This window comes from Providencia sp. wls1922 (assembly GCF_009706505.1).
Taxonomy (GTDB): Bacteria; Pseudomonadota; Gammaproteobacteria; order Enterobacterales; family Enterobacteriaceae; genus Providencia; species Providencia lanzhouensis.
Window position 1 is genome coordinate 19,488 of sequence record NZ_WLUG01000108.1, and the last position, 14,609, is coordinate 34,096.

Annotated in this window: 11 protein-coding genes; 7 read left to right on the top strand and 4 right to left on the bottom strand. The window is 42.7% G+C overall.

Going from position 1 to position 14,609, the window contains the following annotated elements; translation table 11 throughout:
- The first annotated feature begins 13 nt into the window (after positions 1–13).
- On the top strand, positions 14–2,554 hold the full coding sequence (mrcA, locus tag GKR71_RS15290; protein WP_036950099.1) for a peptidoglycan glycosyltransferase/peptidoglycan DD-transpeptidase MrcA: 2,541 nt from the start codon (positions 14–16) through the stop codon (positions 2,552–2,554).
- 95 nt (positions 2,555–2,649) lie between these two features.
- On the opposite strand, the gene nudE is transcribed toward mrcA, so the two are convergent.
- Complete coding sequence (gene nudE / locus GKR71_RS15295) at positions 2,650–3,204, bottom strand: ADP compounds hydrolase NudE (RefSeq protein ID WP_108479672.1); 555 nt, start codon at positions 3,202–3,204, stop codon at positions 2,650–2,652.
- Positions 3,205–3,481: 277 nt separating this feature from the next.
- Here nudE and GKR71_RS15300 point away from each other — a divergent pair, with 277 nt between their 5' ends.
- The 4 genes from GKR71_RS15300 to pckA all read left to right on the top strand — a co-directional run bounded on the left by GKR71_RS15300 (position 3,482) and on the right by pckA (position 8,813).
- Positions 3,482–5,581: an IgaA/UmoB family intracellular growth attenuator gene (locus GKR71_RS15300; RefSeq protein ID WP_154634521.1), complete on the top strand. Its 2,100-nt coding sequence runs from the start codon at positions 3,482–3,484 to the stop codon at positions 5,579–5,581.
- 67 nt (positions 5,582–5,648) lie between these two features.
- Positions 5,649–6,089 (top strand): ribosome-associated heat shock protein Hsp15, encoded by a 441-nt coding sequence (gene hslR, locus GKR71_RS15305; protein WP_036950093.1) that lies wholly within the window; start codon positions 5,649–5,651, stop codon positions 6,087–6,089.
- A 28-nt stretch (positions 6,090–6,117) separates the two neighbouring features.
- A complete protein-coding gene (gene hslO, locus GKR71_RS15310) occupies positions 6,118–6,990 on the top strand; it encodes an Hsp33 family molecular chaperone HslO (protein WP_036950091.1) in 873 nt (290 codons plus the stop codon).
- A gap of 203 nt (positions 6,991–7,193) precedes the next feature.
- Positions 7,194–8,813: a phosphoenolpyruvate carboxykinase (ATP) gene (gene pckA, locus GKR71_RS15315; RefSeq protein ID WP_036950089.1), complete on the top strand. Its 1,620-nt coding sequence runs from the start codon at positions 7,194–7,196 to the stop codon at positions 8,811–8,813.
- Between the two features lie 100 nt (positions 8,814–8,913).
- Here pckA and GKR71_RS15320 read toward each other — a convergent pair whose 3' ends face one another.
- Entirely contained in the window at positions 8,914–9,612 is a 699-nt protein-coding gene (locus GKR71_RS15320) for a pirin family protein (protein ID WP_036950087.1), read from the bottom strand.
- Positions 9,613–10,060: 448 nt separating this feature from the next.
- Positions 10,061–11,257, bottom strand: a complete 1,197-nt coding sequence (locus GKR71_RS15325) for an NAD(P)/FAD-dependent oxidoreductase (RefSeq protein ID WP_036950085.1) — start codon at positions 11,255–11,257, stop codon at positions 10,061–10,063.
- A gap of 378 nt (positions 11,258–11,635) precedes the next feature.
- Here GKR71_RS15325 and pitA point away from each other — a divergent pair, with 378 nt between their 5' ends.
- A complete protein-coding gene (gene pitA / locus GKR71_RS15330; RefSeq protein WP_036950148.1) occupies positions 11,636–13,123 on the top strand; it encodes an inorganic phosphate transporter PitA in 1,488 nt (495 codons plus the stop codon).
- A gap of 126 nt (positions 13,124–13,249) precedes the next feature.
- Here pitA and uspB read toward each other — a convergent pair whose 3' ends face one another.
- Complete coding sequence (gene uspB / locus GKR71_RS15335; protein WP_036950083.1) at positions 13,250–13,585, bottom strand: universal stress protein UspB; 336 nt, start codon at positions 13,583–13,585, stop codon at positions 13,250–13,252.
- 433 nt (positions 13,586–14,018) lie between these two features.
- Here uspB and uspA point away from each other — a divergent pair, with 433 nt between their 5' ends.
- Entirely contained in the window at positions 14,019–14,453 is a 435-nt protein-coding gene (uspA, locus tag GKR71_RS15340) for a universal stress protein UspA (RefSeq protein ID WP_036950081.1), read from the top strand.
- Positions 14,454–14,609 lie beyond the last annotated feature (156 nt).

Below are 14,609 nucleotides of genomic sequence, written 5' to 3' on the forward strand. Positions count from 1 at the left end.
TGGGAATTCTTCGGTGAAGTTCGTAAAATATTTTTTAATTCTGATTTTCTGTTGCATTTTTTTGGGAAGCGCCTCGATTTATGGCATGTACAAATATGTCGAAGGTGAGCTGCCTGATGTCGCAACAATGAAAGACATTCGTCTGCAAACGCCAATGCAGGTATTCAGTGCAGATAATGAACTGATCGCCCAATATGGTGAAAAGCGCCGTATTCCATTGCCATTAACTGACATTCCTCCAATGTTAGTGCATGCCTTTATTGCAACAGAAGATAGCCGCTTCTATGAGCACCATGGTATTGATCCAATTGGTATTTTCCGTGCTGTGACTGTGATGGCTTCATCGGGTCATGCATCGCAAGGGGCGAGTACCATTACTCAGCAGCTGGCGAGAAACTTCTATTTAAGCCCAGAAAAAACCTTGATGCGTAAAGCAAAAGAGGCATTTTTGGCGATTCGTATCGAACAGTTATTTACCAAAGATGAAATTATGGAGCTGTACCTGAATAAAATTTATTTAGGTAACCGTGCTTATGGTGTGGGTGCAGCCGCTTATGTTTATTTTGGTAAAACAGTCAATGAGTTAACACTAAGTGAAATGGCGATGATTGCCGGCTTACCGAAAGCGCCGTCAACATTCAACCCGCTTTACTCTTATGACCGTGCGGTTAACCGCCGTAACGTCGTATTAATGCGGATGTTAGAAGAAAAATACATCACGCAAGATCAGTACGAGCAAGCGAAAAGTGAAAAAATTGTCGCTTCTTATCACGCACCAAAAGTGGATTTTTCTGCGCCTTATTTAGCAGAAATGGCACGCCAAACGATGTATGAAAAATACGGTGAAGATGCCTATACCGATGGTTATAAGGTGTACACCACGGTTGTGCGTAAAGACCAGTTAGCGGCGACTGAAGCCGTACGTAATAATTTGATAGATTACGATATTCGCCATGGTTATCGCGGTCCTGCAGAAGTGTTATGGAGCGGTAGCCAAGCCGCATGGGATAAAGAACAAATCGTTGAGAAACTGAAAAAATTACCAAACTATGGTTCATTGGTTCCAGCCGTTGTCACGTCTGCGAGCAGCAGCGATGCAAAAGTCATGCTGGCGGATGGATCGGACATCCAAATTACGATGGCGGGTGTGCGCTGGGCGCGTAAATTTATTTCAGATACTCAGCAAGGTGGTACGCCATCTGCCGTGAATAAAGTTGTGCAGCCTGGTGAGCAAATTTGGGTTCGTCAGGTTAAAGATAGCTGGTGGTTAGCACAAGTCCCTGATGTGAACGCAGCATTTGTTGCATTGAATCCGAATGATGGGGCGGTGATAGCCCTTGTGGGTGGTTTTGATTTTAATATGAGTGAATTTAACCGCGTGACGCAATCATTGCGCCAAGTGGGCTCAAACATTAAGCCATTCTTGTATACGGCTGCGATGGATAAAGGCTTAACGTTATCGTCATTACTCAATGATGTGCCGATTAGCCGTTGGGATGCGGGAGCTGGTTCAGACTGGCGTCCGAAGAACTCACCACCGCGCTATGATGGTCCTATCCGTTTACGTCAAGGTTTAGGTCAGTCGAAAAACGTGGTGATGGTGCGTGCGATGCGCGCCATGGGTGTGGATTATGCCGCAGATTATTTAACGCGTTTTGGTTTCCCGAAAGAGAATATTAACCGTACAGAAGCGTTGGCGCTGGGTGCTCCATCATTTACCCCAATGCAAATGGTGCGTGGTTACGCCGTGATGGTGAACGGGGGATACCTTGTTGATCCTTACTATATCTTGAAGATTGAGAATCACAGCGATGAAGTAATTTTCGAAGCGAAACCAAAAATTGCGTGTCCTGAGTGTACAAATATTCCGGTCATTTATGGGGATACGGCGCGTACGATTGCGCTGAGTGATTCTGAAGGCGAAGACGCAACAGAGGAAGTGACTCAATCGAATAATAATGTGGTGGAGCAAGAGCCAACGATGGCACTGTCTACGACCGCAGAACAGCAGAGCCCTGAAGACCAATATGCCCCGCATGTTATTAGCACACCGCTGGCGTTCTTAATTCGCGATGCGATGGTGACAAATATTTATGGTGAGCCAGGTTGGTCAGGTACCGGTTGGCGTGCGGGGCGTGATCTGGGCGGTCGTCGTGACATTGGCGGGAAAACAGGAACCACGAATAGCTCGAAAGATGCGTGGTTCTCCGGTTATGGTCCTGATATTGTTGCCTCAGCATGGATTGGCTTTGATGATAACAAGCGCACATTAGGTCGTACCGGAATAAGCGGTGGTGAAGCAGGTGCGAAGAGTGCTCAGCCGATTTGGGATGACTTTATGAAAGCCGCCCTTGACGGCGTTCCGGTGAAAACTATGCAACCACCAAAAGGAATTATTTCAGTCTCTATCGATACCCGTACAGGTAAACTCTCATCCGGTGGACCTTCTCGTAGTGAATACTTTATCGAAGGAACTGAGCCGAAAGAGCGCGCGGTACAAGAGGTTGGAACGACCATTTCAACGGAAAATGGAGCCAGCCAAGAGCTATTCTAATGAGCTGTTTTGAGTGTAAATAAACTGCACCCCATCGCCGTTTGGCATGGGGTGTACTTATTTAGGGTATTGGATAGATTGAATATCGAGTGGCGTTATTTCGCGTTATTTTTTAAGTAACGTTCCACATAAAACAACGCGCTAATATTGCGGGCTTCATTGAAGTCAGGGTGGTCGAGGAGCTCCATCATACGTGCAATCGGCCATTTGACTTGTTGGAGCGGTTCTGGCTCATCCCCCTCAAGTTTTTCGCTAAATAGGTCGTTAGCTATAAGTATGTTCATCTTGCTGGAAAAGTAAGATGGGGACATGGTGAGTTTTGCCAAAGGGGTAATTTGGCGAGCCCCATAACCGATTTCTTCTTTGAGTTCTCGCTGAGCTGCCTCAAGAGGGGCTTCTCCTGGGTCTACGGCTCCTTTAGGGAAGCCTAGCTCATAGTTTTCGATACCCACGGCGTATTCACGGATCAAAATCAGGTGATCATCAATGATGGGGACGATAAGAACTGCTTCACGCTTTGCGGGGCGCATTCTTTCATAAACACGTTTTTCGCCATTACTAAATTCGAGGTCAACAGATTGGATACTGAATAGTTTAGATTTAGCAACATCTTGAATATTCAGGATTTTTGGTTTTTTTAACTCTGTCATAACGATTTCCGAATCAGGTGAATGGGATCCATGAGGGCAAGCATACATTGTCTTTAACTATGACGCATATCAAAAAAAAATGATAGAGATTATAGGGTGGAGAAAATGCTGTTAGTATAATCTACTTATGAAAATCGCACTGATTAATAAGTAAAACATTTTATTTACAACATATTGTAAAATAAAACAAAAACTGAAAGAGAATAGGAATTGGCTTATATAGTGAATAGCATTACGTTGCTATGCTTTTTAAGTAGACAATTCTGTTGAGAAAAAAATGCTAAACAACGTCATTATACTGGCTCTGATAATAGCTAGCCTAATTATAATGGTTTCCGTTCTGTTCTTCCGGCGGGGACGGCGTTCTAGTGTCTATCAAATACCCTCTCTAGCAACACCCGCGTTTAAAAAAATGATTGAGTCTGATTTCCAGACTATCACCCAGTATCTTAATCACAGTGCATCTAAAAACCTTCATTCGCCTTCCCAAGCTGCATGGCAAATACGAAAAAATGCGACTGTTGCTACCATCTGTAATGCCATTACGCGATTTAATTTGCGTCAAGAGCAAGGGCAGGGTTGGCGTTATTTTATTGATACGATTGAAGTTCAGTTACCTTCTCAACTAGAACCGTTCTTACAACGACAAAATGCCATGGAAATTGTAGAAACGGATCATCTGCCTTTAATTGTGGCTCTCAATGGTCACTCATTGAAGGAATTTAGCTATGAATGGGAAGTCCTTTCAGAGGAGCCTAGGACTCAACCTGAGGCTGATATCCATGAAGGTGAACCGAACACCATTCAATTGCTGAAGATGCGTAAGGAAAGTAAAGAGGAGCATCGACTCCATAATTCTTCCGGGTGGTTAGGGGCGATTGTGGTGAGCCTCAGTTTTTTTATCGGCTATCTGACGATTGTTTCTATTCCCATTTTTCAAGGATGGGGGCTGACATTAGCTGCGGTGGTTTTTATCCTCGGAATGTTTTTATTATTCCGTTTACGTCTTTTTCCTAGACCCTATCAAGATGTGCAATGTATTTATGGGCAAGCCAAACGCTGGGAATTGTACGGAGAGTTAGATAAAAAATACTCATCCACCATTTCGATAGGGGGTGTAGATTTGCACTACCCCACCTATTGGCTCCCTTACCTAAAATATGAGCTAAACCATCCTACGAATATTGACCTCTATTCGACGGGAGAAGTGCTACGGTATGGTCGATATCTCTCAGTTCATGAAGAGGAACGCTATTACCCCTATAAACGATTTAAAAAGAATGTGCTGATGTTTTTCAGTGCATTGCTCGTTTTGGCGATGGTGTTTTCTTATCAATCGATTAGTTTGCCAGTAAAATTAGGTTTTGCGTGGATTGAAGGTGCGAAAAAAGTCAGTGTTGTTGACCCTTCAGATTTAACAGCGCGTAAAATTAGAGTTGGAGATACATTATCAGCGAAGGGAATGGGGATGTGTTATCGTCCTCCTAATTTGAATGATGCCAATCAAGCGTTGTTTGTGCCTTTTGATTGTTCGGGTGTGTATTGGAATAATATTAACCTGATTACTGAGCCGCAATCTGAGATTGTGAATCGAGCCATAGATTTATTGAATAGCGTAAAAAATCAATTACATCCAGATAAAGATGCCCCGGGAATTAACCCAAGATTGCAGCGTGAAATCATGAAATCGGGAATGAATATTATTTTCGATTTTTCAGAAATCGTATTAAAAACCAACGCGTTGTGTGATCAACAAGATCATTGCATTAAACTCAAAAGCGCATTGTCTAACTTGGGTGGAAGTGTGGATGATTGGCCGGGATTGGTAAATAAAGCGTCTTCAGGAAAATTAAGTGGTGCGCATGTTTTATTACGTGCAGGAAGTGCTGATGCCTTGGAAAACCTCGTTGAAGACACCACATATGATTTCATCAAGAAAGAACTTGAGAAGGAAGTTCGTAAACTCAATAGCCCACCACCAGGTGGGGTATTGTTGATCAGCGATGAAAACCGCCCGCTGGTAGATATAATGCCAGTAAGTTCACTGAGCGAAATGAACCAAGTTCAGCGATGGTATGAGTTAAAGCGCTTATCTAGCATTCTGATTAATACCCCATTTGATGTTGAAGGGGTTATCACGAACATTTCGACAGATGCCAATGGCACATTGCAAGTGGTGGTTCATGAACGCTTGGATGAAGATGTGTTATCAGAATATGTCTGCCGTTCAATGTTGGTTTTCTTCTTAATCATTTGTACCTTGATAAATGGAACATTAATTATTATTCGAGTTTTGAATAACAAACGGCGTTTGCGTAAAATCACTGAATATTACGATAAATGCTATGAGGCAGATAATCCTTCCGAGTCTAGATAGTATTATCCTTCCCTGACCATGGAGCCTCATTTTGGTTTGGCATTCAAACTAAGTGTGAGGAGGCACCATGAAGCCGTTATCGACAAATCAATCTTCAACAAAGCCATCATCCGCTGAACAAGTTCGCCTTGATAAATGGCTATGGGTTGCACGTTTTTATAAAACACGTTCCATTGCTCGTGAGATGATTGATGGCGGAAAAGTCCATTACAATGGGCAAAGAAGTAAGCCGGGCAAAATTGTTGAATTGGGTGCGATGATAAAAGTGCGTCAAGGAAATGATGAGCGGATTATCGAAGTGCTCGAGATCAGCAATCAACGTAAAGGCGCACCAGAAGCTCAGTTACTCTACCGTGAAACCGTAGAAAGCCTTGAACAACGTGAAAAGATGGCGATGGCACGTAAGATGAATGCACTCACGATGCCACATCCTGACAGACGTCCCGATAAAAAAGAGCGTCGGACTCTGCTAAAATTTAAACACACGAATTCCCATGAATCGTCTTAATAGACTGCCTGAGTAATAGAGAGAAATTATGGCTAAACAAGACCAACTCCACCGTTTCCTGTTCGAACAGCATGCAGTACGTGGAGAAATGATTACTGTCGATGAGACTTTTCATCATATTCTAGAAAATCATGATTACCCAGAAGCCGTCAAAATGCTGCTGGGAGAACTGCTGGTTGCGACCAGCTTACTGACTGCAACTTTAAAATTTGATGGTGACATTACCGTTCAAATCCAAGGTGATGGCCCTGTGAAGTTAGCCGTGATTAACGGTAATAACCTACAACAAATGCGCGGTGTTGCCCGTGTTGAGGGTCCTGTTGTCGCGGGAAGTACGTTGCAGCAAATGATTGGTAACGGGTTCATTGTCATCACAATTACACCAAAACAAGGTGAGCGTTATCAAGGGATTGTGGCGATTGAAGGCAATAGCATTGAAGAGAGTATTGATGCCTATTTCCGCCAATCTGAACAGTTACCAACCCGCCTGTTTATCCGTGTTAGTGAACAAGATGGCAAAGCGATTGCTGGCGGGATGTTGCTGCAAGTTTTACCAGCTGCAGGAGAGACTAGCCACGAGTTTTTTGATCACTTAGTGCAACTGACTGCGACTATCAAAGGCAAAGAGCTCAGCGAATTAGACGTGAAAGAGGTACTTCATCGTCTATATCATGAAGAAGATGTCACGCTGTATGACCCACAATCTGTTGAGTTCCGTTGCACTTGTTCACGTGAACGTTGTGAAGCGTCTTTAGCGACATTAACCCATGAAGATGTTATGGATATTTTGCACAAAGATGGGAAAATTGATATGGAGTGTGAATATTGTGGCTCACACTATGTATTTATTGAATCCGATATCATCGGGTTAAATAATGAGCGAAATCAGCAACTTCACTGATACGATTTAGCAACCTAATTATGTGACGAGGGTGCAATTTTGCACCCTTTTTTTATAATTTTAAAGGATTATAACGTGCTCTAAGTCTCATTATGAATTAAAAAAAATTATACATTTTCAATTCTTTGATAACTATCGCTGTTAATTAGTCGTAAAGATTTATGATCGTCGGCAGAATAGCTATGTTTACCAGGAGCAATATAATGAGCGCTAAAAGCATTACCCTGAAGGATCTCGAAAAGTACGGCATTCATGACGTCGCTGAAGTTGTTTATAACCCAAGTTATGAGCTGTTATTTCAGGAAGAAACCAAGCCAGGTCTTGAAGGTTATGAACGCGGTACCGTCACTACGTTAGGTGCTGTTGCTGTTGATACCGGTATTTTTACAGGACGTTCCCCAAAAGATAAATATATCGTTCGCGATGATGTAACCCGTGATACCGTTTGGTGGGCTGACCAAGGTAAAGGTAAAAACGATAACAAACCAATGAGCCAAGAGGTTTGGAGCAGCCTGAAACACTTAGTGACTGAGCAGCTATCAGGCAAACGTTTGTTTGTTGTGGATGCATTCTGTGGTGCGAACGCAGATACTCGTCTGAAAGTCCGTTTTATCACTGAGGTTGCATGGCAAGCTCACTTCGTGAAAAACATGTTTATTCGTCCATCTGATGAAGAGTTAGTTGGTTTTGAACCAGACTTTATCGTGATGAACGGTGCAAAATGCACTAACCCGAATTGGAAAGAGCAAGGTCTGAACTCAGAAAACTTTGTTGCTTTCAACTTAACTGAGCGTATGCAGTTAATCGGCGGTTCTTGGTACGGCGGCGAAATGAAGAAAGGTATGTTCTCTATGATGAACTACTTGCTGCCATTAAAAGGCATCGCATCAATGCACTGCTCTGCAAACGTTGGTGAAAAAGGCGACGTTGCAATTTTCTTCGGCCTGTCTGGTACAGGTAAAACCACATTGTCTACAGATCCAAAACGTAAGTTAATTGGTGATGATGAGCATGGTTGGGATGATGACGGTGTATTCAACTTCGAAGGCGGTTGCTACGCGAAGACTATCAACCTGTCTAAAGAAGCTGAGCCAGACATCTATGGCGCTATCAAACGTGATGCGTTATTAGAAAACGTCATGGTATTGGCTGACGGTTCCGTTGATTTCAATGACGGTTCTAAAACTGAGAACACGCGTGTTTCTTACCCTATCTATCACATCGAAAACATCGTAAAACCAGTTTCTAAAGCGGGTCATGCGACAAAAGTTATCTTCCTGACGGCAGATGCATTCGGTGTGTTACCACCAGTTTCTCGCTTAACGCCAGAACAAACTCAGTACCACTTCCTGTCTGGTTTCACGGCGAAGTTAGCCGGTACAGAGCGTGGTGTGACTGAACCAACTCCAACATTCTCTGCATGTTTCGGCGCAGCATTCTTATCTCTGCACCCAACTCAATACGCGGAAGTATTAGTGAAGCGTATGGAAGCCGCAGGCGCGAAAGCATACTTAGTCAATACTGGTTGGAACGGTACAGGCAAACGTATCTCTATTAAAGATACGCGTGCAATCATCGATGCAATCTTAAGTGGCGATATCGAAAAAGCGGATACCATCAAGCTGCCAGTGTTTGATTTAGAAGTCCCAACAGCATTACCGGGTGTGGATACCAATATCCTTGACCCACGTAATACTTACGCTGATAAATCTCAGTGGGATGAAAAATCTAAAGACTTAGCGGATCGCTTCGTGAAGAATTTCGATAAGTACACTGATACCCCTGCAGGTGCAGCACTGGTTAAAGCCGGTCCTAAACTGTAATTTCGGGTAGTACAGATAAAAGAAGGCTCTACAACGATTGAAGATAACATCATCGTGTAGAGCCTTTCCCATTGGTGTTAGCGTTTACTTACCTGAAAAATTATTCCGCAGCAGGCAAGTCAAAAACTAAAATTTCACTCTCTTCATCAGCTTTAATCGTTAGCTGATTTTCTTGCCAAATGGCTAAACCATCGCTAGTCGTTGCTTTCTGCCCATTAACTTCAATGTTGCCTTTAACGACTTGGATCCAAACAACACGTTTTTCTGCGATGTCGTAAGTGCTTTGCTCATTAGCTGGTAATGCCCAGCGCCATAAGGTCATGTCTTGGTTAACTTTTAGCGAGCCATCGCGTGCATCTGGTGATAACACCAATTGCTTACCACTTGTCGAATCAAAGCGTTTTTGCTCGTAACGTGGCTCGATGCCATTTTTATCTGGAATGATCCAGATTTGGTATAAACGCAGCTCTTTTTCATTACTTGGGTTGTATTCAGAGTGACGAACACCCGTTCCCGCGCTCATGATTTGGAATTCACCCGCAGGGATCTGTTCCATATTGCCCATGCTGTCTTTGTGCTCAACGGCACCATCCAGCACGTAGGTCAATATTTCCATGTCTTTATGAGGGTGAGTACCAAACCCTTGTCCCGCAGCGATGTAGTCTTCATTGATGACTCTTAACGCTGAGAAACCCATAAATTTTTCATCGTAATAGTTAGCGAACGAGAAAGTGTGCCAGCTGTCCAGCCAACCGTGGTTTGCGTGTCCACGTTCATTTGCTTGGCGTAAATAGATCATTGAGTCATCTCCTTAAAAGCGGATATCCAATTTTCATTGGGCTCTTGCTTAACTTGTTGATGACAGTTTAGCCAAATTGTAGAAAGAGAAAAGTAGGCGACATTAACCATAGGATCCAAAAAATTTGAATAAGATTCTAGGATATCACCAAGATGATTTTCGGTATGAAATGGCAAGGTACAGATAAAAAAATAGCCAGCATATGCTGGCTAAAGTAAACACTGGAAGCAATGTGAGCAATGTCGTACCTCCTACAAGAGACTGACTAAGTTAAGTCGCCTGCGGAAGATGTGATAATGATAATAGTTATCACTATCGTTTGTAAAGAGTTATTTTTAACCAATTTTAGATTTATTTAAACTCAATGCTCAACTGCCTGATTTGGTTGAAATTAAATAATATCCATTATTTTTCAATGGATTAAATAATTTCATAAAAGCGTGCGCGATTAAGCTTGATGGAGCAAGTTTTCCGCACAAGCAGAAGCGGAACTCCACGCCCATTGGAAATTGTATCCCCCTAACCAACCCGTCACATCCATCACTTCGCCAATAAAATAAAGTCCGGGAGACTTGAGCGATTCCATGGTTTTGGATGAAATTTCATGGGTATCAACGCCACCAAGAGTCACTTCCGCAGTACGATAACCTTCTGTGCCGTTAGGTTGTACTTGCCAGTTATGCAACAAGTCATCAAGAGCATCAATCTGTGCGTGGGTGAGTTGTTTGAGTGGGCAATCTGGAATCTGTCCAAGTTGTTGTAAGACCTCAATTAAGCGTTTAGGTAACAGTGTCGCTAAGGTATTTTTGAGCGATTGATTAGGGCGCTGTTGTTTCTCATTGGTCAGAAATTCCCCCAATGAAATCTCTGGAAGTAAGTTAATACTCACATACTCGCCGGGTTGCCAGTAATTCGAAATTTGTAAAATTGCCGGACCTGATAGTCCCCTGTGAGTGAACAGGATATTTTCTTTAAATAGCACACCGCTGGCGGATGTGACGGTTGCCGCCACGGAAACCCCAGAAAGGGCTTGAAGTGCTTCAAGTAGAGGTTTGTGTAAGGTAAAAGGAACGAGTGCAGCACGGGTAGGGATGATGCTGTGCCCAAATTGCTCGGCAAGTCGATAACCAAACGGAGTTGCTCCTAAGCCTGGCATTGAAAGTCCGCCAGTTGCAACCACCAGTAAGCGAGTACTTACTTGATCTCCGTTCACCGTGACAACATAGCCGTCATCCGTTTTGTCGACTTGGGTGACTTCACTGCGTAGCTTGATAGTGACATTGGGCTGATCACACTCACTTTTCAGCATATCGACGATATCTTGCGCACTATTATCGCAAAATAGCTGTCCTAGGGTCTTTTCGTGATAAGGAATCTGATATTTGCCAACAAGCTCAATAAAATCCCATTGTGTATAGCGAGCAAGTGCTGACTTACAAAAATGAGGGTTAGTCGAGAGATAGTTATTGTGATCGGCGTACATATTGGTGAAATTACAGCGTCCACCGCCGGACATCAAAATTTTACGCCCTAATTTTTTACCGTTATCCAGTACAAGGGTATTTAAACCGCGCTTACCAGCGAGTGAAGCGCAAAATAATCCGGCCGCGCCTGCACCTAAAATAATAACGTCAATATTTCTCACAATCAGGGTTCTCTATATATATTTGATTTTTATCGTAATTACGAATATTTATGCCGCTATTTTACGCGATTTAACGTAGGTTGTAATGCAGCGGATCATCGAAGAATTAATGAAAAGTATGGTAGACGTATTATAATTAGGAAAAATCGCGAAAAAAGACTATTTCCCCCAGATTTTCACAAATTATCATAAAAAAAGTTTCAAAAATTCAGAATAACTTTAATTGTGGTAACTGGATGATATTAAAGGGATAGTTTGTATTTGATGATTTTTTGATTGGTATTTAAATCAAAAAAAGGTCAGATTTCGCTTCCACCGCTAGCGTTTGTCACTGATAATGCGCCGCGTTCATGTCCAACCAATAATGGCTTAACGTCTATGCTACATCTTTTTACAGGTTTAGAATTTTACACAGGTCTATTGTTAGTTCTAGCACTGTTATTTGTGCTGTTCTATGAGGCGATTAACGGATTCCATGATACTGCTAACGCGGTCGCAACGGTGATTTACACCCGAGCAATGCGCGCTCAGTTCGCGGTTGTCATGGCCGGGGTATTTAACTTTTTCGGTGTCTTGCTGGGAGGGCTGAGCGTGGCATATGCCATTGTTCATCTTTTACCAACAGACCTTCTCCTTAACGTGAGCTCTGCTCACGGCCTTGCAATGGTCTTTTCATTGCTACTGGCTGCTATCATCTGGAACCTTGGAACCTGGTATTTAGGTATTCCAGCATCAAGTTCTCACACGCTGATCGGTGCCATTATCGGTGTTGGTTTAACCAATGCGATAGTGACTGATACATCGGTGGTTGATGCGCTGAATATTCCTAAAATGATCAGTATTTTCATGTCCTTAATTCTTTCTCCGGCTATCGGTTTTGTGATTGCAGGGCTGATGATTTTCATGTTACGCCGTTATTGGAGCGGAACGAAAAAACGTCGCCGTATTCACTTAACGCCAGCTGAGCGTGAGAAGAAAGATGGTAAACGCAAACCACCATTTTGGACGCGTACTGCATTGATCCTGTCTGCTGTCGGCGTGAGCTTCTCTCACGGCGCGAATGATGGGCAAAAAGGTATCGGTCTGATTATGCTGGTGTTAATTGGTGTTGCACCAGCAGGCTTCGTCGTTAACATGAATTCAAACGGTTATGATATCGCGAGAACACATGATGCGGTGGTTCATCTGCAACAATACTATGAAACACATAAACCAGCCTTAAACCACGCAATTGAAAATACGCCTATGATGGCGGAGAACAAGCCAGAAGAAGGCGAGTTCCATTGTGACAGTTCGCGTACGCCAATTATCTTAAATCAAGCTCAGAAGATGCTCAGCGGCATTCAGAGCTATGATGAGTTAACACCTGACCAGCGCAACCAAACTCGTCGCCTGTTAATGTGTATCTCCGATACTGCGAATGCTGTGGCGAAGTTACCAGAAACTAGCGCAAAAGATGCGAGCTTACTGAAAAAGCTGAGTAATGACCTGCTGTATACTGTTGAGTATGCACCGTTATGGATTATCGTTGCCGTTGCGTTAGCACTGGCACTGGGTACCATGTTCGGTTGGCAGCGTGTTGCGGTGACTATCGGTGAGAAAATCGGTAAGAAAGGTATGACTTACGCACAAGGCGTATCGGCTCAGGTCACTGCGGCGGTATCTATCGGTGTGGCAAGTTATACAGGTATGCCTGTTTCAACAACCCAAGTTCTCTCTTCTGCGGTAGCGGGTACGATGGTAGTTGATGGTGGTGGTGTTCAGAGTAAAACGATTAAGAGCATTGCGCTTGCATGGTTACTGACGCTTCCTGTTTCCATCATTCTGTCCGGTGTACTGTACTGGATTGCGCTGAAGATTATCTAATCAGCGGTAGGGAGCCCAGTTAGGGCTTCCTGCACACTCTAAGCATAAGCATTCTAAAATAGTGATGATCGGTTTCCGGTCATCACTATTTTTTTGCCTTGAATAAAGGGAATAACAAACGCGAGGTTAATTGGCTATCACCATATAGACCAAACTCACAACGACTAAAATGCTTAATCGGCTGATCAACATAAACTGCTTGCGAATACGTTCACAACGGAATATTACATCAGGATCGTAGTGCTCAAGGTACTGTTTGGTATTGATATAACGGACAAGGCGCAATTGCTTGTTAAGCTGACCGTGAGTCGTGAAAAAGCCATTACCATCAACGGATTGATAAAGTAGAGGATCCGAATCCCTCAGAATAGATAATAAAACGCGAATAGAAGAAAAATAGCGCATCATATTTAAGATGCACAAAATGCAGAGTGCCCAAAATAATGCAATTACACTGAACATAATCCCCTCCTTAGAACGAACCTAAATTGCCCCGTTGTCACTAAAGGAAATACCGCCAAAATATTGCACTAACATCATTTATTTTCATTGTAGGGCATGTCGTTACTTAAACACAATTCATTGCTTAAAAAAAGTGCAGATGGTTCAAATTTTGACTTCAAAAAAGTGGGAGTCATAAACTGTTAATTTACAGATTGTTGATTACACTTACTGGCATTGCGGTAATTCGAATTTTGAACTGATATATATTAATATTGAATGAATGATGTTATTGTTTTATCAAATGTTCTGTCTTTTAATCCTTAAAAATTAATCTGCTAGATGTGATCAAAACGACACTTAGTTATCGCGATTAGCAGGTATAGTATATTCATAAGATATTGGTGAACGTCGTTAACCACCAGTTAAATCAGCATTTGGAAGGAGTTTACTTATGGCTTATAAACATATTCTTGTCGCGGTTGATTTATCACCTGAAAGTAAAGTTTTACTGGATAAAGCAGTTTCTATGGCGAAACCGTACGGAGCCAAAGTCTCTATGATCCATGTTGATGTTAATTACTCGGATCTGTACACCGGCCTTATCGATGTGAATTTAGGTGATATGCAACAACGCATCACTGACGAAACTCGTAATTCACTAAGAGACCTTTCCGCGGGTGCGGGTTATGACATCCAAGAAACCCTTAGCGGTAGCGGTGACTTAGGTCAGGTGTTAGTGGATGCTATCAAAAAATACGACATGGACTTAGTTGTCTGCGGACATCACCAAGATTTCTGGAGCAAGCTGATGTCTTCGGCTCGCCAGCTAATCAATACTGTTCATGTGGATATGCTGATTGTTCCACTGAATGACGAAGAAGAATAATTCTTCATCGATAAATTGAAATATTATTCACTGAAAACGCCTGCTTATGCAGGCGTTTTTTTTGCGGCAAAATAATCGTCTGAAGGGAGTGATTGGCAGGTCAAGCAATTTTTTTTTCAAATGAGTAAAAAAAAACCTTGAATTGAGAATATAAAC